General features: G+C 69.5%; 19 protein-coding genes, 1 tRNA gene and 3 pseudogenes. 17 read left to right on the forward strand and 6 right to left on the reverse strand.

Features of this window, described 5'->3' with window-relative positions; translation table 11 throughout:
- The 15 genes and pseudogenes from Prum_RS07075 to Prum_RS54440 all read left to right on the forward strand — a co-directional run bounded on the left by Prum_RS07075 (position 1) and on the right by Prum_RS54440 (position 12,775).
- Complete coding sequence (locus Prum_RS07075) at positions 1–1,425, forward strand: hypothetical protein (protein ID WP_173074997.1); 1,425 nt, start codon at positions 1–3, stop codon at positions 1,423–1,425.
- The gene (locus Prum_RS07080; RefSeq protein WP_173074999.1) at positions 1,406–1,690 is read left to right on the forward strand and encodes a hypothetical protein; all 285 of its coding nucleotides are present in this window, start codon (positions 1,406–1,408) and stop codon (positions 1,688–1,690) included. Before Prum_RS07075 ends, Prum_RS07080 begins: the two co-directional genes overlap by 20 nt.
- A 17-nt stretch (positions 1,691–1,707) precedes the next feature.
- The gene (locus Prum_RS07085) at positions 1,708–1,917 is read left to right on the forward strand and encodes a hypothetical protein (protein WP_173075001.1); all 210 of its coding nucleotides are present in this window, start codon (positions 1,708–1,710) and stop codon (positions 1,915–1,917) included.
- Positions 1,918–2,271: 354 nt separating this feature from the next.
- On the forward strand, positions 2,272–2,739 hold the full coding sequence (locus Prum_RS07090; RefSeq protein ID WP_173075003.1) for a single-stranded DNA-binding protein: 468 nt from the start codon (positions 2,272–2,274) through the stop codon (positions 2,737–2,739).
- Between the two features lie 34 nt (positions 2,740–2,773).
- Positions 2,774–3,730: a hypothetical protein gene (locus Prum_RS07095; RefSeq protein ID WP_173075005.1), complete on the forward strand. Its 957-nt coding sequence runs from the start codon at positions 2,774–2,776 to the stop codon at positions 3,728–3,730.
- Between the two features lie 343 nt (positions 3,731–4,073).
- A complete protein-coding gene (locus Prum_RS51095; RefSeq protein WP_246277708.1) occupies positions 4,074–4,226 on the forward strand; it encodes a hypothetical protein in 153 nt (50 codons plus the stop codon).
- Positions 4,226–6,229 carry an ATP-binding protein gene (locus Prum_RS07105; RefSeq protein WP_173075007.1) on the forward strand — a complete coding sequence of 668 codons (2,004 nt, stop codon included), beginning with the start codon at positions 4,226–4,228 and terminating at the stop codon, positions 6,227–6,229. The genes Prum_RS51095 and Prum_RS07105 overlap by 1 nt, the downstream gene beginning before the upstream one ends.
- Before the next feature lie 56 nt (positions 6,230–6,285).
- Positions 6,286–6,459 carry a hypothetical protein gene (locus Prum_RS07110; RefSeq protein WP_173075009.1) on the forward strand — a complete coding sequence of 58 codons (174 nt, stop codon included), beginning with the start codon at positions 6,286–6,288 and terminating at the stop codon, positions 6,457–6,459.
- Between the two features lie 205 nt (positions 6,460–6,664).
- Positions 6,665–7,015, forward strand: coding sequence for a hypothetical protein (locus tag Prum_RS07115; protein WP_173075011.1), 351 nt, complete (start codon positions 6,665–6,667; stop codon positions 7,013–7,015).
- 18 nt (positions 7,016–7,033) lie between these two features.
- Complete coding sequence (locus Prum_RS07120) at positions 7,034–7,351, forward strand: hypothetical protein (RefSeq protein ID WP_173075013.1); 318 nt, start codon at positions 7,034–7,036, stop codon at positions 7,349–7,351.
- A 41-nt stretch (positions 7,352–7,392) separates the two neighbouring features.
- Entirely contained in the window at positions 7,393–8,265 is an 873-nt protein-coding gene (locus tag Prum_RS07125; RefSeq protein WP_173075015.1) for a hypothetical protein, read from the forward strand.
- Entirely contained in the window at positions 8,262–9,692 is a 1,431-nt protein-coding gene (locus Prum_RS54435; RefSeq protein WP_218577130.1) for a bifunctional DNA primase/polymerase, read from the forward strand. The genes Prum_RS07125 and Prum_RS54435 overlap by 4 nt, the downstream gene beginning before the upstream one ends.
- A 64-nt stretch (positions 9,693–9,756) precedes the next feature.
- Positions 9,757–10,902: a DUF3631 domain-containing protein gene (locus Prum_RS07140; protein WP_246277709.1), complete on the forward strand. Its 1,146-nt coding sequence runs from the start codon at positions 9,757–9,759 to the stop codon at positions 10,900–10,902.
- 463 nt (positions 10,903–11,365) lie between these two features.
- The gene (locus tag Prum_RS07145) at positions 11,366–11,572 is read left to right on the forward strand and encodes a helix-turn-helix transcriptional regulator (protein WP_173075019.1); all 207 of its coding nucleotides are present in this window, start codon (positions 11,366–11,368) and stop codon (positions 11,570–11,572) included.
- Positions 11,572–12,775: pseudogene (locus tag Prum_RS54440) on the forward strand (tyrosine-type recombinase/integrase). The gene Prum_RS07145 and the pseudogene Prum_RS54440 overlap by 1 nt, the downstream one beginning before the upstream one ends.
- Before the next feature lie 92 nt (positions 12,776–12,867).
- On the opposite strand, the gene Prum_RS07155 reads toward Prum_RS54440, so the two are convergent.
- The 4 genes and pseudogenes from Prum_RS07155 to cmk all read right to left on the reverse strand — a co-directional run.
- Positions 12,868–14,502, reverse strand: coding sequence for a restriction endonuclease (locus Prum_RS07155; RefSeq protein ID WP_173075021.1), 1,635 nt, complete (start codon positions 14,500–14,502; stop codon positions 12,868–12,870).
- 140 nt (positions 14,503–14,642) lie between these two features.
- Positions 14,643–14,716, reverse strand: a tRNA-Pro gene (locus tag Prum_RS07160).
- Between the two features lie 79 nt (positions 14,717–14,795).
- Positions 14,796–16,176, reverse strand: a pseudogene (gene der, locus Prum_RS07165) (ribosome biogenesis GTPase Der).
- Between the two features lie 79 nt (positions 16,177–16,255).
- Positions 16,256–16,843, reverse strand: a pseudogene (cmk, locus tag Prum_RS54985) ((d)CMP kinase); the annotation flags it as partial.
- A 136-nt stretch (positions 16,844–16,979) separates the two neighbouring features.
- Here cmk and Prum_RS07175 point away from each other — a divergent pair.
- Together Prum_RS07175 and Prum_RS49330 are read left to right on the forward strand one after the other, a co-directional pair.
- Complete coding sequence (locus Prum_RS07175) at positions 16,980–18,050, forward strand: phospholipase D-like domain-containing protein (RefSeq protein WP_173075023.1); 1,071 nt, start codon at positions 16,980–16,982, stop codon at positions 18,048–18,050.
- 4 nt (positions 18,051–18,054) lie between these two features.
- On the forward strand, positions 18,055–19,032 hold the full coding sequence (locus tag Prum_RS49330; RefSeq protein ID WP_218577132.1) for a tRNA-binding protein: 978 nt from the start codon (positions 18,055–18,057) through the stop codon (positions 19,030–19,032).
- On the opposite strand, the gene Prum_RS07185 is transcribed toward Prum_RS49330, so the two are convergent.
- Both Prum_RS07185 and Prum_RS07190 read right to left on the reverse strand, forming a co-directional pair.
- Positions 19,029–19,418: an ACT domain-containing protein gene (locus tag Prum_RS07185; protein ID WP_173075025.1), complete on the reverse strand. Its 390-nt coding sequence runs from the start codon at positions 19,416–19,418 to the stop codon at positions 19,029–19,031. The two genes, Prum_RS49330 and Prum_RS07185, sit on opposite strands and share 4 nt — an antisense overlap.
- 22 nt (positions 19,419–19,440) lie before the next feature.
- Entirely contained in the window at positions 19,441–21,279 is a 1,839-nt protein-coding gene (locus tag Prum_RS07190; RefSeq protein ID WP_308785341.1) for a glycosyl hydrolase family 28-related protein, read from the reverse strand.
- Between the last annotated feature and the right edge of the window lie 19 nt (positions 21,280–21,298).

The raw sequence follows: 21,298 nt of genomic DNA on the forward strand, positions 1-21,298 counted from the left end.
ATGACCCGTAACCCGTACGCGGCCGGTGTCGACGCGGACCTGACCCGCGCGGCCCGGCATACATCCGTTGTCCGGCAAGTCTTCTACGTCGTGGTGCTGCTGGTGGCGCTGACCGGTCAGGTGTTGGGCGCACACGAGGCGCTCGGCATCCCGATCGGGTTCGCGATCCCCGCGGTCGCCGCGTTGGAGTTGGGCGGCATCGTCGTGTTGTCCAACGCGGACGTACGTCGCCGGCTCGGCGAACGTGCTACCGCTTCCCGGCTGCTGTCAGCGCTCATCGCGGCCGGCGCGGTCGCGTTCAACCTGGTCAGCCACAGCAACCCGTTGATGGCCGCATTCTTCGCCGGCATGTCCGCGCTGGGTTACCTGGTGTGGCTGATGCACACCGAGAACCAGCGCCGGGACCGGCTCCGCGCGACCGGCGACCTGCCACCGACCACACCCGCGTACGAGCTGCTCGGCCACTGGCTGCGGCACCCGGCGCTGACCCTGCGGGCCAAGAGCCTTGCCAAGTCCAACCCCGACCTCGGCCTGTACGCGTCGCTTGACGCGGCCCGTACGCAGGTCCGGGCGGAGCGGCGGCAGGCCGCGATCGCCAAGGTGCTGCATCGCAAGATCCGCGCCGTGGTCGACCCGCTGACCGCGGACATCGCGTGCGCGACCTACAGCATGGACGAGGTCGCCGCCCGCCTCGCGGCGAGCGCGGACTACGACGCCCTGACGTTGCTCATCGGGACCGATTTGCACCCGACCCGGCTGGTCAACACCGACGCCGACCTCATCGCACAGATCGAGCAGGCGCGCGAGGCCGAGGCCGCCGCGCGAGCCGCCACACACACAGCCAGGGCGGAAGCCGACCGGCTGTCGGCCGAGGTCGCTACCGCGGTTGAGGCGCTGAACGCCGAGCACGACCGCCGCGCCGCGGCGGAGGCCGAGACCGCTACGGCGTTGGCGCGGGCCGACGCGGAGGGGCAACGCCGCGCCGCCGCCGACGCCCGCCTGAACGACCTCGCCGCGCAGGTCGCGAACCTTCGGCAGGGCCGCCAGGCGGCGGAGGCGGAGACGGCACGGGCGGTTGAATCATCGGCTGCGCTGGTACGGGAGAACGAGGAACTGCGTGCCCGGCTCGGCGAGGCCGAAGCTCAGGCCGCGCGGCTGATTGAGCAGGCCGCGGAAGCGGTCAAGCCGGCTCGGGCCACAGGGAAGCGTCAGCCGAGTGCGGCTGATCGGGTCGCGAAAGCGATCGCGCGTAGCCCGAGGGCCAGTGACGCCACGATCGCCGCGCGGCTCGGTCTGTCGGAGGCGACGGTCAGGCGGCACCGTCGACAGGCTGTCGACAGCGTGTCGACCGCCGTCGAGTCTGACAAGACCCGGGCGGGCCGCGTGGTGGAGCTGTCTGAGCGGCGTGACGCGGCGGTCGCGTGATGGCCCGCCGCCGATCGCGTACCCGCCGCGCCCGCCGCAGCGGGGCCGTCTGGTCTGGCGGTTCCTGCTTGGCCAGCCGATGGACGGGCGCCGCTACTCGGACGCGACGTTCTGGCGCCGCGGTGCCAGGATCCGCCGCCGTCCCTGGGTGTTCACCTGGGGTTGGTGGACCCTCGCCGCTGGTTGGCAGCGCGCTGGGATCCGCCTTGCCGCCGTCGCTGTCTTGCTCGCCGCCGCGCTCGCCGCCCTGGCGGTCGCCGCATAACCCCGAAGGAGGCCCGTATGTCTGACGGCACCGCTGCAACCCCTGTCCTGGTCGCGCCGATGTATCCCGCCCAGCCCGGTCGCTGCGCTGTCTGTGGTGACCCGCTGGCATGGGTCAGCGAGACCGGCCCCGATCGGATCCACGCATGGTCCGGTCGCCTCGGTCTGCCCGAGCGGCCGTACGACCACGCCGCCGCGGTACGCAACGTGCCCGGCAGCAACGAGTAGCCCTGCCCGGTGGCGCGGCCCATGGCCTGAGAAACCGTGCCGCGCCGCCGGTCCACCATCACGAACCCGAAAGGGGATTCGATCCGATGGCCAACCGTACCCCGGCGCAGACCTGTACCTGCGGTAACACCGCCCGCTGCGGCTCGTGTGTCCGCGTCATCGCCGCCGCGGTAGCGCGGGAGGGACGCCCACCGGCGCAACGTACCGGTATCGGCGCCGTCGCCCGCGTGTCCACAAGGGACGCCTAGTCAGTCGATTCTGTTCCGCCCGTGTGCGGGCGTGGCTGCCGGCTGCGCCCGCACCTGTTCCGACCCCTTGAAAGGGGGATTGTCCACAGTGGCTAACGAACCTGTGATGACGGTCGTGGGGAACCTGACCGACGACCCCGAGCTGCGTTTCACCCCGTCCGGTGCCGCGGTCGCCAAGTTCCGGGTGGCCTCGACCCCGCGCACCTTCGACAAGCAGTCGAGTGAATGGCGCGATGGGGAACCGCTGTTCCTGACCTGCAACGTCTGGCGCGACGCGGCCGAGCACGTGGCCGAGTCGCTCAAGCGCGGTACTCGCGTGATCGTGCAGGGTCGGTTGCGGCAGCGCTCGTACGAGACCCGCGAGGGCGAAAAGCGCACCGTGTTCGAGCTGGAGGTCGACGAGATCGGCCCGTCGCTGCGCTACGCGACCGTGGCGGTGAAGCGGATGACCCGCGGCACTGGCGCCAACAACGCCGCCGCTTCGCCGGCCGGGCAGGGTGACGACCCGTGGTCGACGCCGGCCGCCTCGGCCGCCACCGGTGGCGGCTCGTTCGGCGACGAGCCGCCGTTCTGATGAGTGACGCGTCGAGTGGGCGGCGGGTGGTGCGGTGACCGCGTTGATCGGTGCGCCGGGCGGGCCGCACGTCGGCCAGTGCCAGAACTTCTTTCCGGGTGGCCGGGACGGGCGGGATGCGCGGTACTGCCTGGCCCCGGTGCTCGCCCTCGGCGGGGACCTGCCGGCCGATCGGGACATCTGCCAAACCTGCCGCCAGAGGACGCACGCGTTCGGTGAGCGGTTCATCGCGGGCTACGTCCGAGGGCTTATCGAGGTCGACGTGGCCGAGGAGTGGATGTCCACAACGCGTGGTCTCATCGCCGATTCGTGGGCCTGGTACGACCGGCGGGCCGCCGCCCGCGCACCGGTGGCCGAACTGCACAAGATCCGGCAAGACATTCACCTTCGGGAACGCCTGCTGTCGGCCGTTCGGACGGCCGTGACCGAACGCGCTATTGAATCGATCGGAGAGCGCAGCCTGATGAAGACGTTGGAGCCTGAGCAGTGGCGCATTCTGGGACGCCTGATCTCCCTGTGCGGCGCCCGAGCGCGACTGAACCACATGTTGAAGTCGCAGGACGCCAGCCCCGAAGCGGTCAGCGACCTGGCCGAGCGTGGCCTGATCCACGCCAGGCTCAACGGTGAAGAGATCGACCTCACCCCGGGGTTGATCAAGACGCACCGCCGGAACATGTACCTGCATCTGTCCAAGGCCGGCGAGAGCTACTACGCGAACGACCCGCACCGCGTGCTGCGCGCGCTCGGCCAGACCAGTCACGGCCTGACCCTGACCTACCTACTCGGCATGATCCTGTTCGAGGATCTGGCCGAGCTGCACCGCGAGGGCACGCTCTACGCCCTGACCGACGACGACACCGTTGACCTCGGCAACGCCCGCCAGTCGTGGACCGGTAGCGCCAAGCTGATACTGCCCGGCGACGCCGAAGTGTGGATCAACGCGGTCATCGTCCGGACCACCAAGACCGGGCAGCTCTACTGCGAACGCTGACACCCCTACGCGGGGACCCGTCGCGCTGTGGCCGGCGTGTCCCCGCGAAACATCCCCGCCCGATTCCCTGCTCAACGCGCCGGATCCAACCCTGGATCCGGCGCCCATGGGCTGACTTCGAGAGGACATTGATGGCTCGCCGTCTGATCCCTGACGCTGACATCCGTAACGACGAAGACCTGCTGAACCTGCTAGAGGGCATCCGTGCCGTTGGGCTCGCCGGACACGACGAGATCGACGAGTTGGCCGGGCTGATCCGGGTAAAGATCGAGCGGTACGGCCGCCGCAACGGCCTGTCCCGGATCCGGGCAAAGTTCTGGGGCCGCCAGGTCGCCCGCCCCTCGTGCGCGCCGCCGACGAGATGTTGGCGGTCGCCGCGTACGCGCGGGTGTGCCGCAACCGGTTCGAGGCGTTCCTGATCGCGCTGGACGACGAGAAGCCCGGCGCCGGGGAGTTCACCGTCCGCTCCCGCGACAGCGGTCGGAGGGCTGCCTGATGCCCCGGCAAAGCCGCGGTATCCGCGGCGGCGACGTGGCCCGAGGCGCCTACCGCGAAGTGGCGCACAGCCCGTGGCCGTACGTGATCCCACCGATCGCCGCCGTGACCAATCTGATCCTGTCCGGGGTGCTGTCGCTGATGTGGGGCGCCTACGCCGACCCCACCGTGTGGGAGGTCGCGTGGCGGGCCGCGCTCGTGCTCGGCTGCTCCGCGGCGATCGTGTGGACCACCTGGGGTGTCGGCCGCGCCCGCAAGATGGAACTGCGGGTGGCGTCGCTGTTGATGGCCACCGGCTCCTGTGTGGGCTTGTTTGTGCTCACCTTCCGCGGCTGGTCCCGCGATTCGGTGCTGGTCTACCTGCTGGTGATGGTCACCGCATCGATCCTGCTCGCCACCACCAAGCTCCTACGTGGGGACGGCGCCGACGCCCGCGCGAACGTGTTCGGCGAGCTCGGCGAACGGGTCAAGGAGTTGCAGGACATCGGCCAGACCGGCCGGCCGAAGGTCGTCGACGGGCGGATCGTGACGCACACGGAGATGGTGCCCGGCGCCGACTTCAACAACCTGGCCAAAGCCGAAGTTCGCACCGCGATCGCCTCGGCGCTGGACGTGCCGCCGGGTGGGGTGCGGATGGTCCGTAACCGGAACACGCCCCGGGTGGGGCGGATGGAGGTGTCCCCGGTGGACATGCTCGAACACCCGCCGGCCTGGCCCGGCCTGTCCGCCCCCGGCGGCACGATCGGCCTACCGATCCGGCTGGCGGTCTACCAGACCGGCTCACCGATCCCGCTGCTGCTGCCCGGTAACCCGGCCGCCGGCCAGAACCCGATCGGGGTAATGCTGCTGCTCGGGCAGTCCGGGTCCGGTAAGACCGAGCTGCAACTCATGCTCGCCGCCGAGGCCCGTTCCCGCGCGGACGCGGAGGTCGTCTACATCGACGGCCGCAAGGGGCTGCAACTACCCGCGGCGTTCCGGGACTCGATGCACGTGTTCATCCACCGCGCCGACGAGGGCGAACGCTACCTCGACGGCCTGATCCCGGACGTGGCCATACGGGCCGGGCAGATCGGCGGGCACGGGCATGAGCAGTGGACCGCCGGGTGCCGCCGGTGCCCGCCGTTCCGGGTCGTGATCGTGGACGAGGCCAGCAAGTTCGTCGAGTCCGAAGACACCCTCGTCGAGTTGGCCGAGTCGGTGCGCTCGGTCGGCGAGTTCGTCCTGCTGGGCATCCAGCGCGCGACCGGCGACCGGATGCCGACCAGTGTGCGGACCACGGTCGGCGGTGTGATCTGCATGGGCGTACGCGACGTGGGCGAGGGCGCCCGCGTGCTCTCGGAGGAGACCATCGAGGCCGGTGCCGACCCGGGGTGGAAGAACCGCAAGCCCGGCGCCCTGTACGCCGAGCTGCCCGGCACCGACCCGGACGACTGGTCCCTACCCGGCCGCACCTACCGCCCCGACCGCGAAGCGGTCATCACCGAGTTGGTCGCTCACCTGGCCCGTGCCGGCCAGACCATCCCGGTCGCGGCGCCGGCTGCCCCGATGCCCCGCGCGGCGATGCCGCAGCGGACGGACGATGACGAGGCGGACGACCCGGACGTCGACAAGGACCCCGAGTTGGCGCCGCCGCCGGTCGACCCGGACTGCCTGCCCGACGCGGACCCGTACGAGCCCATCACCGTCCCCGCGCGGGAGCGGATCCCGCTCGGCCTCGACCCGGAGGACGGCCGGCAGTACAGCCCTGTGGAGATCCGGCGGCTGGTCCGCACCGCGATCCTGTCCGCCTACGACCAGGGTGTGCGGCAGGTGCGGCCGTCCAACTTCGCCCCGATCGTGGACAAGGTCGGCGACGAAGGACTCAAGCCGCCCACCCTGACGAAGATCCTCGGCGAGTTCTGCCAAGGACCGCAGCCATTGCTGCGCCGGTCCGACGATCGCGGCGTCTACGAGATCCTCCCGAGCGAGGGTAGCCCGAGCCCAGCGCTCGCCCCGGCCGCCTAAGCTCGCGCGCCGCTCACACCTTCCGAAACCCTGTGGCCCGAAAGGAGGGCTGCCGCATGCGCACGCCCACCATCACCAGCCGGGTCCGCCGGGTCGCCGCGTGGCGGCCCGGCGCCCGGCCCGGCGCCCGCATCGTCAAGATGCTCTGCCCGCACTGCCACCACTGGCGCTCGCCGCGGTACTTCCACCGGTACGGCGGCGGCTGCCGCAAGTGCATCGGCAACGGCTAACCCACACCCGCACCCACCCGCACCCGTCACGCACCGTCACGCGTGCGGGCGTGTGTTGCATGCGCTTCACGCGCTTCACGGACTTCACGCGAGCGCCCGGAACCCGCGGCTACGCGTGCGCGTGCGCGCGCGCAAGCCTCCGTGAAGTCCGTGAAGTGAAGTCCGTGAAGCCACCCGGACCATCTACAGAAAGTGACACCCGATCATGGATTGGTTCCGCCTCGCCCGACGCGGCGCCGCCTACGAATTCGGCCGCCGGCTCTGGGCCTGGTTCGCCGCGTACGAGCTGATCCGCTGGCTGATCCGGCGGGTGCTGCCCACCCTGCTGATCCTCGCCGCACTCGCGGTCGCCGGCTGGGTCGCCGTCCGCACCGCGGCGTGGTGGCTGCCCCGGCTCACCATGCTCGCGGTCCTCGCCGGCACCCTCGCCGCCGCGGTGTGGCTGGCCCGCCGCTACCGGTGGGAACTATCCGCCGGCCTGCCCCGCGCCGCCGTCGCCGGCCTCGTCGTCGCTCTGGCCGGCGTCCTCGGTACCGCCGTCTACCACCTGCGCTGAGAAGGGCGGTGAAACCTCGTGAACACGTTCGAGACCCTGCCGCTGTTCGGTGAGCCCGACCGGCCAGCGGTCCCGTCGCCGCCCGTGGTCAAAGTCCAGTGGTACAGCTACCGCTCCGTCGGGCGTGTGCAGTGCATGCACTGCGTTGCCGTGGTTCACGCCCGCCGTGGCGGCGGCCCCATCGACATCCGCACCGCACGGCGGCGACGGATCGGACCCGATGGCGAGCTACTGCTGTGCACCGACCACGGCGAAGACAAGTACGCCGCTGACGTCGCCGCCGGTCTCGTGCCGCCGCCGAAGGGCCAGCACAGCCGGCCGCGTCGCGCGGCGTAACCACCCCCGTTCTTGATCACGTCTGACTGGAGCGAGGCGACATGACCCGACTCAACGCCGCTACCGTCAAAGACCTGCTCAGCGCCCTGGCCGCCGACCAGCACCAGGGCGCCGTCCGCACCGCGCTCGGTCGGCAGGCCGCCCTGTCCGCCCTGGCTACCGCGGTCACCGGGGTCGCCGAGGCGATCCCGGCGCTGGATAACGCGATCTGCCCGCGCGAGCACGAACGGGACCGCACCCGACGCGACCGCCGGTGGAACACGTTCCTCAGTGACATGGACAAGGCCGCCCGCGATGCCGAGTACCTCGCCGCCGCCATGGATGGCGCGGCCCGCAGTTGCCGCCACATGATCGCCGAGTTTGAGCCAGTCACCTACCACGGCAGCCTGTCCACCCACCACGGCGCCTACTGGCTGTACGGCAACTGCCCCTGCGAAGACGAACGCGACCACAGCGGCGAATACGACTGCTGTGCGGGGCTCGCGCTGGCCCGCCGAGGTGTCGGGATCGTGCTCACCTGCGTCAATCCGCACAGCATCAGCCCGGCCGAATACACCGACACCGGTCTCAATACCGCCCGCAGCATCAAGCCCGCGCTGCTACGAGCGGTAGAGGCGCTGAGCCAGCCCGTGGACGCCGACCACGGCGCCGCGCTGGTCCGCGCCCTGGCCGGCATCACCGGCCACCTCGGCGACGTCATAGCCTCGTGGGCCGAGCCGATCCGGCAACGGGTCATGGTGACCTGGCTACTCAACCCCGAGGATGGACGCTCCGCCTACCGCCAGCGGCAACGCGTCATCCGCACACTCGACACCGCGGGCGGGGCCGCCGAGGCCATCCGCAGCACGCTGCGGCACGCGGCCGGGACGCTGGCCACCATCGCCGATGACCAGCAAAGCAGGGCGGCGGCATGAACCCGCCCACCTCCGCCGCCGACCCGGACGTCTCGCGTTCGTACCGGGTTCTGGTCACCGGTTCCCGCACCTGGCCACGACCGAACGACATCACGACGGCGCTCGACGAGCTTCACGACCAGCACGGCGGGCGGTTGACCATCGTGCACGGCGCCTGCCCGCGCGGCGCCGACGCCATGGCGGATGCCTGGTGCCGTCGCCGCGGGGTTCGGGTCGAGCGGTGGCCGGCTGACTGGTCGATCGGCCGGCACGCTGGCCACGTCCGCAACGCCGTAATGGTGGCCACCGCGCCGGAACTGTGCCTGGCGTTCATCCATGACCGGTCACCCGGTGCCACCGGCTGCGCGAGGCTGGCCAAAGAGGCCAAGATCCCTACGATTCGGCACCGGCATGACCAACGGTCAACCGAGGTCGCCGCCGCGGTTCGGGCGCTACGGCCCGGCTGGCAGATGTGTACACGCGGCTGCGGCTGGCCCGTCGACCCCGCCATCGGCTGCGATACCCACCCGACGTGCCTTAGGCCCAACCAGGGCGCCAGCGGGCACGATGCAGGGGCAGAGCTGCTACCAGCCGCGCTCGCAATGGCCCGCGAGGGCATGCCGGTGTTCTGGCTCGGTCGCACCAAACGTCCGGTCGCCAACTGCCCCGCCTGCCCGAAGGTCGAAGACGACCCGGCCCACGACCCCGAGGCATGCCAGTGTCTGACCTGTCACGGGTTCTACGCCGCAACCACGGACCCGGACCGCATCGGCGCTATGCATGCCGCAGTCCCGGGCGGCATGCTCGCCATCCGCACCGGCACCACATCCGGGCGGGTTGTGATCGACATCGACCCGCGCAACGGCGGCACGGTGCTGCCCGAGCTGATGCCGCCCACCCGGTGCGCGCGGACCGGGTCCGGCGGCTGGCACCTGCACTACCAGCACCCCGGCGGCAGGCTCGCCGGCAAGGTGCACGGGCATCCGGGGATCGACATCAAGGCTGACGGTGGGTACGTCGTCGCGCCGCCGTCGATCCACCCGGCCACCGGGCAGCCGTACCGGTGGGTGGGGGACCGGCCAGTGATTGAGATGCCCCCGCCGCTGATCGACGCCTGCCGCCCCGCCGAGGCGCCGCCAGCCGTCGCCCCGCCCGCCGGGCCGACCCCGACGACGGGCGGGCGGGGCATCTCATCCCCCGACGCACTACTGGCCGCCCACCTCGACGCGCTTACCCGAGCACCCGAGGGACGGCGCCGCACCACGCTCTACGGCGTCGCCCGCGGCGTCGCCCGGATGGTCGCCGCGCACGCGATCACCCCGGCAGACGCCTACATCGTGCTCTACCAAGCCGGCCGGGCCGCCGGGCAGAGCGACCGGGATACCCGCGCCGCGATCGCGGACGGCTTCCGCCACGAATCCGTTGCTACCGAAGGGATCGCCGCATGACCGACCCACCGACCGGAGAGGGGCGGCGATCCTCAACCGCCTACACACGATCATCGCCCGGTACGTGATCCTGCCCAGCCCCGAAGCCCTCGACGCCGTGGTCCTGTGGACCGCCGCCACCCATGGGCAACCGGCATGGGCGCACGCCCCACGCCTGGTCATCCGCGCACCGGAGAAGCGGTGCGGCAAATCCCGCCTGCTCGACGTCATCGAGGGCACCTGCTACAGCCCACTGATCACCGTCAATTGCAGTACCGCCGCGATATACCGGTCTATCGGCGGCGACGACCCACCCACCATCCTGCTCGACGAAGCAGACACCATCTTCGGCGGCAAACAGGCCGAAGCCAACGAAGACCTCCGCGGCCTGCTCAACGCCGGCCACCAACGCAACCGGCCCACCACCCGATGGAACCAGCAAAAACAGCAGGTCGAACGGATCGCCACGTTCGCCATGGCCGCCCTCGCCGGCATCGGCCAAATGCCCGACACCATCGAGGACCGCGCCGTCGTGGTCAAGATGCGCCGCCGCACCCGGGCCGAAAAGGTCGCACCCTACCGGCACCGCCGCGACGGCCCGGCCCTGCGGCAGATCGCCTCCGACCTGACCACCTGGATCCGCGCAAACATCGTCGAGCTGGAACAGGCCGAACCGACCATGCCCCTAGAAGACCGAGCCGCCGACACCTGGGAACCGCTCATCGCACTCGCCGACCTGGCCGGCAGCAACTGGCCCGAACGAGCCCGACGCACGGCCCAAGCGCTCAACGCCGCGCGGGAAGGGGACACCGAGTTCTCCGACCGGCTGCGACTGCTGATCGACTGCCGCACCGTCTTCGGCAGCTTCGACGCCATGCCCTCCACCGTGCTACTCGACCGGCTCAAGGCGTTGCCCGAGGCGCCGTGGGCCGACTACAACAGCGGCGCCGGCCTCACCGCGATGAAACTCGGCGTGCTCCTCAAGGAATACGAGATCAACTCAAGAACGATCCGCTTTCCCGCACCGGTCGGTCAGGTCAAGGGCTTCCACCGCGGCGCCTTCGCCGACGCGTGGGAACGCTACTGCCCACCGGAAGACGAACCCGCTGCCGAGCCGTACCAGCCGTACCAAGACGACCTTCCCGCAGGTCAACCCCCGGTACGGCTTTTACGGCCGGTACGGCTTGAGCCGTACCACGACCACGACGACGACCACGCTGGTACGGCTTAAGCCGTACCAGCCCCCACAAGCCGTACCACCCCTGACCTGCACAAACAGGCCACTGGTACGGCTGGTACGGCTTGACCCCCACACCAGCACCCCACAAGCCGTACCCGATCAAACCACGGCCGCCGCAGAAACAGCCCGCTGAGAGCCACGCAGACGAGTCCACATATGTCCTGACATCAGGACAAGGCAGATCTTGGCTCTACGACGCTCTCAGCGGGCCGCCCTACGTCCCGCTATCGGATCGACACCCGTACCCACCCCGAACCCCTCCGCCCGCCGGAAAGGCGCCCACAATGCGTCTCAGGCTCCACGGCACCCCAGCAGAGAACCGCGCCATGCTCGCGACCCTCGCCGACGTGCTAGACATCCGAACCACAAGCCGGCCCTACCCCGACCGGCCACCGTCCACCTTGGAACGGATCGACCTCGACGCTGAATCCCGTCAAACCCGAGAGGAGTCCGAGTGAGCACCCTGACCGACGCTCTACTCACCACGGAGGAAGTGGCGAAGCTGCTCCGCGTTGACCCCTCGACCGTCCGCCGGTGGCGTACGTCGCGGCCCGTTCAGGGACCGCCGTTCATCCAAATGTCGGAACGGCTGACGCTCTACGCACCCGAGGACGTACGGCTGTGGCTATCCCGTCGCCGCGTCGACCCGATGGCGGCCTGATGGGCAACCGCGTCATGCCACCTATCGGCGTCTCGCTCTCGTCTGATGTGGAGATTCGGGAGGGACGACCCAAGCCGTACCGGGCACGCGTCCGATGGATCGACCCGGCAACCGGTCAGCGTCGATCAAAGTCGGAGTCTCACGAGACACCGGAGGCGGCTCAAGACTGGCTCGACGCCATGGAGCGTGCTGCGCGAGGCGGGGTCGACCCGCACGCGGCCACAATGCGACTCCGGGCGTACGGCGAATCCGTGATGACGCTGGCCACCCGAGGACTGGAGCGCAAGACCCTCGATCCGTACCTCGCCGGGTGGAAAAAACGCGTCGTTCCGACGCTCGGGCACTTGCCAATCCGGATGATCACGAACGGTGCGGTAGACCGCGCCGTGCACGGCTGGATCGCCGACGAACACAGCCGATCGACCGTCAAGAACAGCCTTGCCATCCTGGTCAGGGTCATGGAACAGGCAGTCAGAGACGGCATCATCGACCGCAACCCGGCCAGGGTCACCGGGTGGCAACGCGAGTACCAGCAAGCGGAAGACGAGCTAGACGACCCGCGCGCTCTCGCTCTGCCGGACTGGGACACCTTGTGCGCGCTGGCCGATGGACTGGTCAAGCGATCGCACGGGGAGTTCCCCGGATGGGGTGACGTGGTGAGGTACGGCGCATGCACCGCCGCGCGGATCGGCGAGGTGTCCGGCGTACGGAAGGAGGACATCGACCGGGAAACGTGGATGTGGACGGTCCGGCGGCAGACGACCCCGGGCCTGGTGGCCTGATCGACAAGGGCACCAAGGGCAAGCGCGCCCGCACCGTGCCGATCATTGAAGAGATTCGCCCGATGGTGGCCGCGCGGCTCGACGCGCTCACCGACCCGCAGGGCCGGCTGTTCACCGGTCCCCGGGCGGACGGATCAGCACGGCGGTACTGCGAGACGCGACCCACTGGGACGACGTGGTGAGCGACCTTGGGTATGAGTGGCTACGGCGGCACGACCTACGCCACACCGGACTGACCTGGCTGGCTGACGCGGGCGTATTGCCCCACGTCCTACAGAAAATTGCCGGGCACGGGCAGATCACTACGACGCAGCGATATCTACACCCCAACCGTCGCGCTATCAGCGACGCTGGGGCCGCCCTCAGTGCTCATTTGTCCGCTGGACGTTCGCTGGACGTTCCGAGAGTTCAGGCCGTTTAACCTGACGGGTAGGGTATGGCCGCCAATCGGTACGCTCAGCGAGCGGCCATACCCCGTTACCCTTCGACGCCCCGCGTCGAGTACGGCCGAGGTCAGCGCAGCTCGTAGCTTCGAATGAGATACGGGCGCTCGCTCAGTAGGAACTCCAGTCGTGCGTCATTCCACACCTCGATACTCGGCCTGTCTCCACGAGCGTTGTGGCGCTCAATCCACGCAACAGCATCGGACGTGAAGCGTCCACTCGTAGCAATTACGAGTACGTCAAACGGCGGGTCCTGCCAATGGCTGAGGCTCACGATCGCGGAACTCACGTCGACGTCTCGGACAGCGCGGCTTAACCAATGCTTGCACTGGATTGCCACTCTTTGTGAACTGTGACCGCTAAGCGGATCTTTCCGGAGCCGCACGGCACTTACATCTCGACCGTGATCGGGTGCATTTGTGTGCATCAGCCAATCGACGTTTTCGTAACCCTCGGTCTCTGCAACCAACTGGAAGAGGAGTCGCTCGAAGGCCGATGAGTCGATCTTTTTCCACGCCAGCTCTAGCCCAGGCCGCCTAAGCGGCAGGTCAATGGGCGAGTAGGCCATCGGATCATCGAGCTTAAGCGCCCGAGTAGTGAGGATGTGAGATAGGGTCGAGGGCGGAAGCTGCGCATCTCGGTGATAAACGCTCACCTGCCAACCCTGCGCATATGCACGGTCGACGTCTGCCGATATCCTAGTCACCGCACTGTTTGCCGCCTGTTTGGCAGGGACCTTTTCTCGGGCAAGATAGGCCGCACTATCCCTTGCGGCCCGCCATATAAAATAGTACATCTGGCCGACTGAGTACCACTTGAGTGCGCGGCGAAACACATCGTCTGTTTTCTGCCCCGGCGTAAAGTCGAGACCGTGGCGAGCAAGCATGTGAACCAAACGCGCCTTGCATTCCTCCACAGCCAGATCAAGCCAGAATTCAGAGAACTGACCTACCCACCGGTCCGGCCAGTTCTCGCGCGGGACCACCTGGGCAAAGCTTTCAAGGTATTCTCTTACGCGATCACCTAGCGCGCCACTGCCACGCACATAGTAAGACACCAGCACGGGGTAATATGAGTCGCTCAACGTGTTGTCGTCGTTCCACACCAAAGATTCCGGCGACGACGAAGGATGAAGCCGCAGCAGTTCTGAATCCGCAACCAGGCTCACGAGCTTGAAGTCGTAGTCCGACGTTGGGGAAAGACTATCGGTCCGGTTTACCACCGGGACGGTTGTCCCAGGTGAAATCTCTTCCGCGTCCTCAAGCAGAGCCGCTAGCGCAAACGCCACTGGCATGTCGAGATGCTCGGCACGAGGTATGGGCTGGTCGACCACGATCGGGAGGCGATCAATGATCGTTGCTCTCCGAGCGGCCTCAGCCTGCTCACGTTGTTCCTTCTGTCGACGTTGTTCCGCGTTGATACAGGTTCGACACCGCCCCGGCGGATAGCGAAGACCTGACGTCCAATCGTTCCGTGAGCGGTAAATGTACCGTTTGTCACACTCGGCGCAACGTCGACTGGCAGAGCAAGCAAAGCATGCCTCGCCGACTACCTTGCTGATCTTATGTGAGGGTTCGCCGAATAGATCCGCCAGCGCCTTCACGGTGTGCGTAAAGGAACCGTCCTCATTCGTGGCCCAGTACATGGAGCACAGCTCAGCGACGTGTTCATAGCCTTCGCTGACCACGACCTCGAACTCCGGCACAAGCCCTCCCGGCCACGCAGCGGACTTCCGTTCGGGGCCACCATGCGATCACCCTCGGGTCCCCATGTGGTCCCCAATACGGGTACAGGGCGGGCTCCCCGACAACCGAGAACCCGCCGCTGACCTGCGGTGATGCACTGTCGGGACGGCCGGATTTGAACCGACGACCCCTTGACCCCCAGTCAAGTGCGCTACCAAACTGCGCCACGTCCCGTTGCCGCCGGCGGAAACCCACCCGCGACAGCCGGTACAGCGTAGCGCAACGGGTGTACCGCTGCGCATGCGCCCCACCGTTACCCGTGCGGCTTGCCTCGCCCTCCTGGACCCTGGCGCTTGCGGGGCCGCACCGACACTTCGACGGGGCTGCCCTCGTACCCGAACTCCTCGCGGAGCTTGCGCTCGACGAAGCGCTGGTAGCCGGCGTCCAGCGGTGCGGTGGTGAAGAGCACGAACCGTGGCGGGCTGATGCCGGCCTGGGTGGCGAAGAGGATGCGTGGCGCGCGGCCGCCGCGGATGGGGTGGGGGTGGCTTGGACGAGCGCGGTGAGCCACTGGTTGAGCTGGCCGGTCGGGATGCGGGTTTCCCAGCTGGCCAGGGCCTTGCGTAGGCCGGGGGCGAGCTTGTCGACGGCGCGGCCGGTTTTGGCGGAGATGTTGACGCGCAGTGCCCAGGGGATGCGCCGCAGTTCGCGGTCCATCTCCTTGTCCAGCAGGTAGCGGCGGTCTTCGTCGACGAGGTCCCATTTGTTGAAGGCGATGACCAGGGCGCGGCCGGCTTCCACGACCATGCCGAGGATGCGCTGGTCCTGTTCGCTGATGGGTTCGCTGGCGTCGAGGAGCACGACGGCGACCTCGGCGGCTTCGATGGCGCCGGCGGTGCGCAGGCTGGCGTAGTACTCGGTGCCGCTGGCCCGGCCGGCGCGTTTGCGCAGGCCGGCGGTGTCGACGAGCTGCCAGGTTTCGCCGCCGATGTCGACCAGGCTGTCGACCGGGTCGACGGTGGTGCCGGCGACCGAGTCGACCACCGCCCGCTCTTCGCGGGCGAGCCGGTTGAGCAGGCTGGACTTGCCGACGTTGGGACGGCCCACGAGAGCTACGCGCCGCGGGCCGCGCGGGCCGGGCTCACCCACCGGGGGCGGGTCGGGCAGCGCTTCGAGTACGGCGTCGAGCAGGTCGCCGGAGCCGCGCCCGTGCAAAGCGGAGACGGCGTACGGCTGGCCGAGGCCGAGCGACCACAGTCCGGACGATTCGAGTTCGATGTTCTGGTTGTCGGCCTTGTTGGCGACCAGCAGCACGGGTTTGGCGCTGCGCCGCAGCATTTTGACGGCGGCCTCGTCGACGTCGGTGGCGCCGACGGTGGAGTCGACGACGAACAGGACGACGTCGGCGGTGGCGACGGCGATTTCGGCCTGGGCGGCGATGGCGGCGGCCCGGTCTTTGGCGTCCGGTTCCCAGCCGCCGGTGTCCACGACGGTGAACTGCCGACCGGACCACTGCGCGTCGTACGGCACGCGGTCGCGGGTGACGCCGGGGTGTCCTCGACGACGGCTTGGCGGCGGCCGATGATGCGGTTGACGAGCGTGGACTTGCCGACGTTGGGGCGGCCGACAACGGCGACCACCGGCACCGGGCCGGTGATCTCGGGCGCGACCAGCTCGAGCTCTTCGTAGGTCACGCCCCACCCGCCAGTCGAGGAGCGCGAGCAGCCGGGACACGACCTCGTCGATGCCCAGTTCGGTGGTGTCCAGCACGACGGCGTCGTCGGCCTGCTGCAGCGGGTCGGCGGCGCGGGTGGAGTCGAGCTTGTCGCGGCGGTGCAGGTCGGCGGCGGTGGCGGCGACGTCGGCGAGGGTTTCGGCGCTGCGCCGGCGGGCCCGGGCGTCGGCCGACGCGGTCAGGTAGACCTTGAGGTCGGCGTCGGGGGCGACGACGGTGCCGATGTCGCGGCCCTCCACGACGACCCGCGGGGCGGCGGCGATGAGCTTGCGCTGCTCGGCCACGAGCAGCTGCCGTACCCAGGGCACGGCGGCCACCGCGGACACCGCGCCGGTGACTTCCGGGCCGCGGATCGAACGGTCGACGGGGGTGCCGTTCACCTGGATGTGCGGGGCCTGCGGGTCCGTGCCGACGGCCAGTTCGATGTCGCCGGCGACCTTGATGACCGCGTCGGCGTCGTGCGGGTCGACGCCGGACTGCAGCACCGCCCAGGTGACCGCCCGGTACATCGCCCCGGTGTCCAGGTAGCTCGCGTCGAGCGCGGCCGCGAGCCGTCGGGAAACGGTGGATTTACCCGAACCGGACGGGCCGTCCACGGCGACCACACAACGCCCGGATCCCACCATTTCCGTCACCACGCCTTCCTCACGGCACTACCCTTCCATGGTCCATCATGCCCGGTCGGGTGGGGTCGTCCGCCAGCGACACCGGTCACCCGCCGTAGGCTGCATTCAAACTGATGCCCCTGGGGAGGGTCGCCCGATGCGACAGGCCGCCGCGTCCGCCATGGCGCTGTTCGTGCGTTCGCGGCAGCGGCAGATCATCTGGGCCGCGCTGCTGGGCCTGTCCGGCATCGCGCTGCTGGTCGCGGGCAAGGGCGTTGCCGGGTACGGCCAGGACATCATGGTCAACCTGGGCGCCAGCCTGGTGATGGTGGCGCTGTCGTTCGTGGTGTTCGACCCGATCTTCGAGGACATGCGCCGCAACGCGGTCGAGCAGCACCGCACCCTCAACCACGACCAGTTGGTGGCGCACATCGCGGCGGCGCGTACCGAGGTGGACATCCTGGAGACCTGGACCGGGCTGCTGGAAGACAGCCACCGCGAGCGGTTCCTTTCCGCCCTCGGCGTCGCCCTGGCCCGGGGCGTGGAGGTACGGATCCTGCTGCTGGATCCGGAGTCGGCGGCCGCCGAGCAGCGCGCCGAGGAGCTGCACCACACCCAGGTGCCGGTGCTGATCATGGACAACCTGCGCCACCTGTACCACCTGCACCGCACCCTGGACCCGCTCACCGCCCGGCAGTTGCGGGTCCGGGTGTACGACGCGTCGCCGTCGATCCAGCTGTACCGCTGGGACGACAAGGCGTACATCTCGTTCTTCCCGGTGGGCGTACGCGCGTACGACGCGCGGCAGATCGAGGCGTTCATGAGCAGCCCGCTCGGGGAGTTCGTGGCCAGCCGCTTCGAGGAGCTGTGGAGCGACCGCACCACCCGGCGGATGGACGAGTTCATGACGCTGTCGGTGACGGTACGCCTCGACGCGGCCGACCTGGCCACCAGCGAGACGCACTTCGTCCGCCTCGGCGAGGACTGGTTCGTGGACGGTTCGGTGCTGCTGGACCACCTGACCGACCACGGCGCCCGCCGGCTGAGCCTGGCGGTCGACGGGGGTCGCGGCTCGGTGTACGACATGGTCCGCCTGGACCCGCACGACCAGTCCCGGCGGGCCACGGTGATCGCGCTGTTCGACGCCAAGTACGGCACCAGCCACGCGCACACCGTGATCCTGCGGCTCGTGCCGCGCGGCGGCGCTGGTCCCGCGCTGGCACACTGACAGCGTGGACGAGCTGATCGAGTACGCCGACTTCGCGAAGGTGCAGATGCGGGCCGGCCGCATCGTGAAGGTCGAGGAGTTTCCCCGGGCCCGCACGCCCAGTTACAAGGTGCTCGTCGACTTCGGCCCGGAGGTGGGCGAGCGCTGGTCCAGCATGCAGGCGGCCCGCGACTACCGCCCGGAGGACCTGCTCGACACGCTCGTCGTCGGCGTGGTCAACATGCCGGAGAAGAACATCGCCGGGTTCAAGTCGCAGGCGCTGATCCTCGGCGTACCGGCCGACGACGGCGGCCTGTCCCTGCTGCGCCCGGACCGCGGGGGCAGCCCGGTGGCCGTGTCTACTGATCAGAGGGTCGCCAGCTTCTTCGACACCGCGTGGCGGCGGATCATCGCGACGCAGCCGGCCAGCGTCCGCGTCCACCTGGCCGCCGAGCGCCGGCTGACCGAGTCGGTGCTGCCGGCTTACCGGGCGATGGTCGAGGTGGGGTGCGCGGACGGCAGCCTGCTGCTGCCGGTGGCCCGCCGGTGCGCCCTGGACTACCTCGGCCTGGACCTGGCCGCGGGCGCGGTGGCGGCGACCCGCGCGGCGGGCGCGGACGCGGTCCGCGCCGACGTGCTGGAGCTGACCGGGCTGGCGTTGCCGGCCGGGCCGCTGCTGGTGGCGTTCCCGTTCAACGTCTTCGGCAACCTGCCCGAGCCCGAGCGCGCCCTGGGCGCGGTCGCGGCCAGCGGCGCCGACGCGCTGGTGCTGACGTACGACACGAGCGCCGGGGCGGCGGCGGTGCGGTCGGAGTACTACCGGGCGTGCGGCCTGGCCGGCGAGTTGGTGGCCGACGGGACGGGGGTGCACTTCACCGCCGCACCGTTCACCTCGTCGGTGTACCACCGGGCCGTGCTGACCGGCTGGCTGGCGGGGCACGGCTACCGGGTGACGGTCCACGAGTACGGCGCGGTGGGCCAGGCCTACCATGCCACCCGTTAATCGATCACCAGGTCGCCGAGGACCCGGCGCGCGTCGTCCATCTTGTCGAACGCGGCCGCGAACACGGCCTCGCCCTGGCAGATGGACACGGGCACCAGGCCCTCGATGTTGATGCCGGCGTCGGCCAGCAGGCGGCCGATCCGGCCCAGTTCGCCGGGCCGGTCGGCGCACTTGATCTGCAGCGCGGGGTGCTCGGTGTACGGCAGGCTCGCCTCCATCAGCGCGGCCCGGGCGGCGTCCTCGTCGCTGGCGGTGAGGCTCACCAGGCCGTGGTCGCCGAGGGTGACGGCGCCCAGCTCGACGTTGATGTCGCGCTGTCCGAGACTCTCGCCCACGTAGGCCAGTTCGCCGGGCTCGTTCTTCAGATCGAGAGTGAACAGGAACATGATTCTGACGCTACGCCGCTGATCACCACGGCGCGGGCGGCGGCGGTGGGAGCACCGGGGGACGATCGTCGCAGGTGATGGTGTTCGGCAGCATCCAGGGCGCGAGCCAGCCGTCGTTGCCGCCGCGGTCGGTCAGGACGAACTCCGACCCGGCCGGTGTGAAGTGGAACGACCCGCAGTTGTTCACGCCGACCGCGCCGACGTTGCGCGCGTCGACGTTCTCGAAGGAGGCCGAGCCTTCGGTGCGGGCGCTGAGCACCGAGGTGCCGGTGCCGTCGACCCGGATGTCCGTGAACTGCACGCCGGTGATCGAGTACAGGTCCTTCACCGGCCACTCGCTCACCAGCATGATCGCGTTGTAGGTGCTGTCCAGGTAGTGGTCGCCGGTCACCTGGATGTCCGCGTCGATCGAGGAGTCCAGCGCGTAGAACCAGATGGCGCCGAGGCCGATGTTCCAGTTCAGGTCGTAGGTGCCGGCGCGCACGGTGGTGTTGTTGGTGATCCGCAGGTGCCCGGTGAACGCCTCGGCGCCGAAGCGGGAGCCGGCGTGGATGCCGCTGCCCTCGCGGATGGGGTCGGCGACGAGGTTGTTGGAGACGGTGTTGTCGGTGCCGCCGTAGATCGCGATGCCGTTGGCGAGCGTCGGCGTCTGCACCGTGTTGTGGTCGAACGTGTTGCCGCTGTTCGCGGTGTTCTCCGACCACATGGCCAGGCCGTCGTCGCCGGTGTTGCGCACGAAGTTGCCCGCGACCACGGAGTTGGTGACGCCGGTGTGGAAGTTGAGGGCGTCGGCGATCTGGTCGACGATGATGTTGTTGGTGACGCGCAGGTTGGTCATCGGCCCGTCGAACCACAGGCCGACCTTGGTGTGCCGGATGTAGAGGCCGTCGATGATCGAGTCGCTCATCGCCCCGCCGACGCCGTTGACCTGGTCTTTGTCGATGCGCTCGCGCACGTCGCCCTCGATCGTGAAGCCGGACAGGCGCACGTTTTTGCTGCCGCCGGCCGCGGCGTCCTTGCCGTAGAAGCCGACGCCGGTGTGCACCGACCCGTCGGGCGCCGGCTCCGCCAGCGCGACCTGCCGGCCCTTGATGATCGTGTGCCAGTTGCCGGCGCCCTCGATCGTCACGTTGTCGACGATGATGTGGCGGTTGACCTGGTAGGTGCCCGGCGGCACGTACACGGTGAGCTTGGCCCGCTTGGCGAACGCGATCGCCCGGTCGAACGCGCCGGCCGAGTCGCGGCGGCCGGACGGGTCGGCGCCGAAGGCCAGCACGTTCGCGGCGGCGAGCCGGATCCGCGGCGGCGCGACGACCTCCGCGTCGAGCAGGTCGATGACCGTCCACGCGGCGGGGCTGCCGGCCGGCATGGTAAGCCGTACCTGGTCGCCGGCGCGGTAGGTCTTGCCGAGCAGCAGGCGCTGCTCGTCGTAGAAGTGCATCGGGCGGAACGGCTTGCTGATCGTGGGCGGCGGTGTGGTGGCCGCGGGCACGCACGAGCACTCGGTGATCCACCAGTCGGGGTGCAGCAGCCCGGCGTCCGGGTCGTTGGTGAACGGGTACTGGTTGTACAGCCACGCGTATTGCGAGGTGAGCGTCATGGTCTTGGGGTTCTTGCCGTTGACCGTGACCCGCAGCGGCGCGGTGATCCCGCCGCCGGTGGGCGCGTCCGGGATGCTGTAGCGCACGGTGATCGCGTTGGCGGGGCGGGTCAGGGTGAAGGTGACGTGTTCGCCGGGGGCGTCGAGGCGTACCGCCCGGCGGCCGGACGCCTCGGCGGGCAGCGTGTACGCGCGCCGGTCCGGGCCGATGATCTCGCCGGTGGTGGCCGCGTTCTCCGCCTCCTGCTCGACGAACGGCACGGCGGCGCCGCGTCCGGCG

The sequence above is a fragment of the Phytohabitans rumicis genome, assembly GCF_011764445.1.
GTDB classification, from domain to species: domain Bacteria; phylum Actinomycetota; class Actinomycetes; order Mycobacteriales; family Micromonosporaceae; genus Phytohabitans; species Phytohabitans rumicis.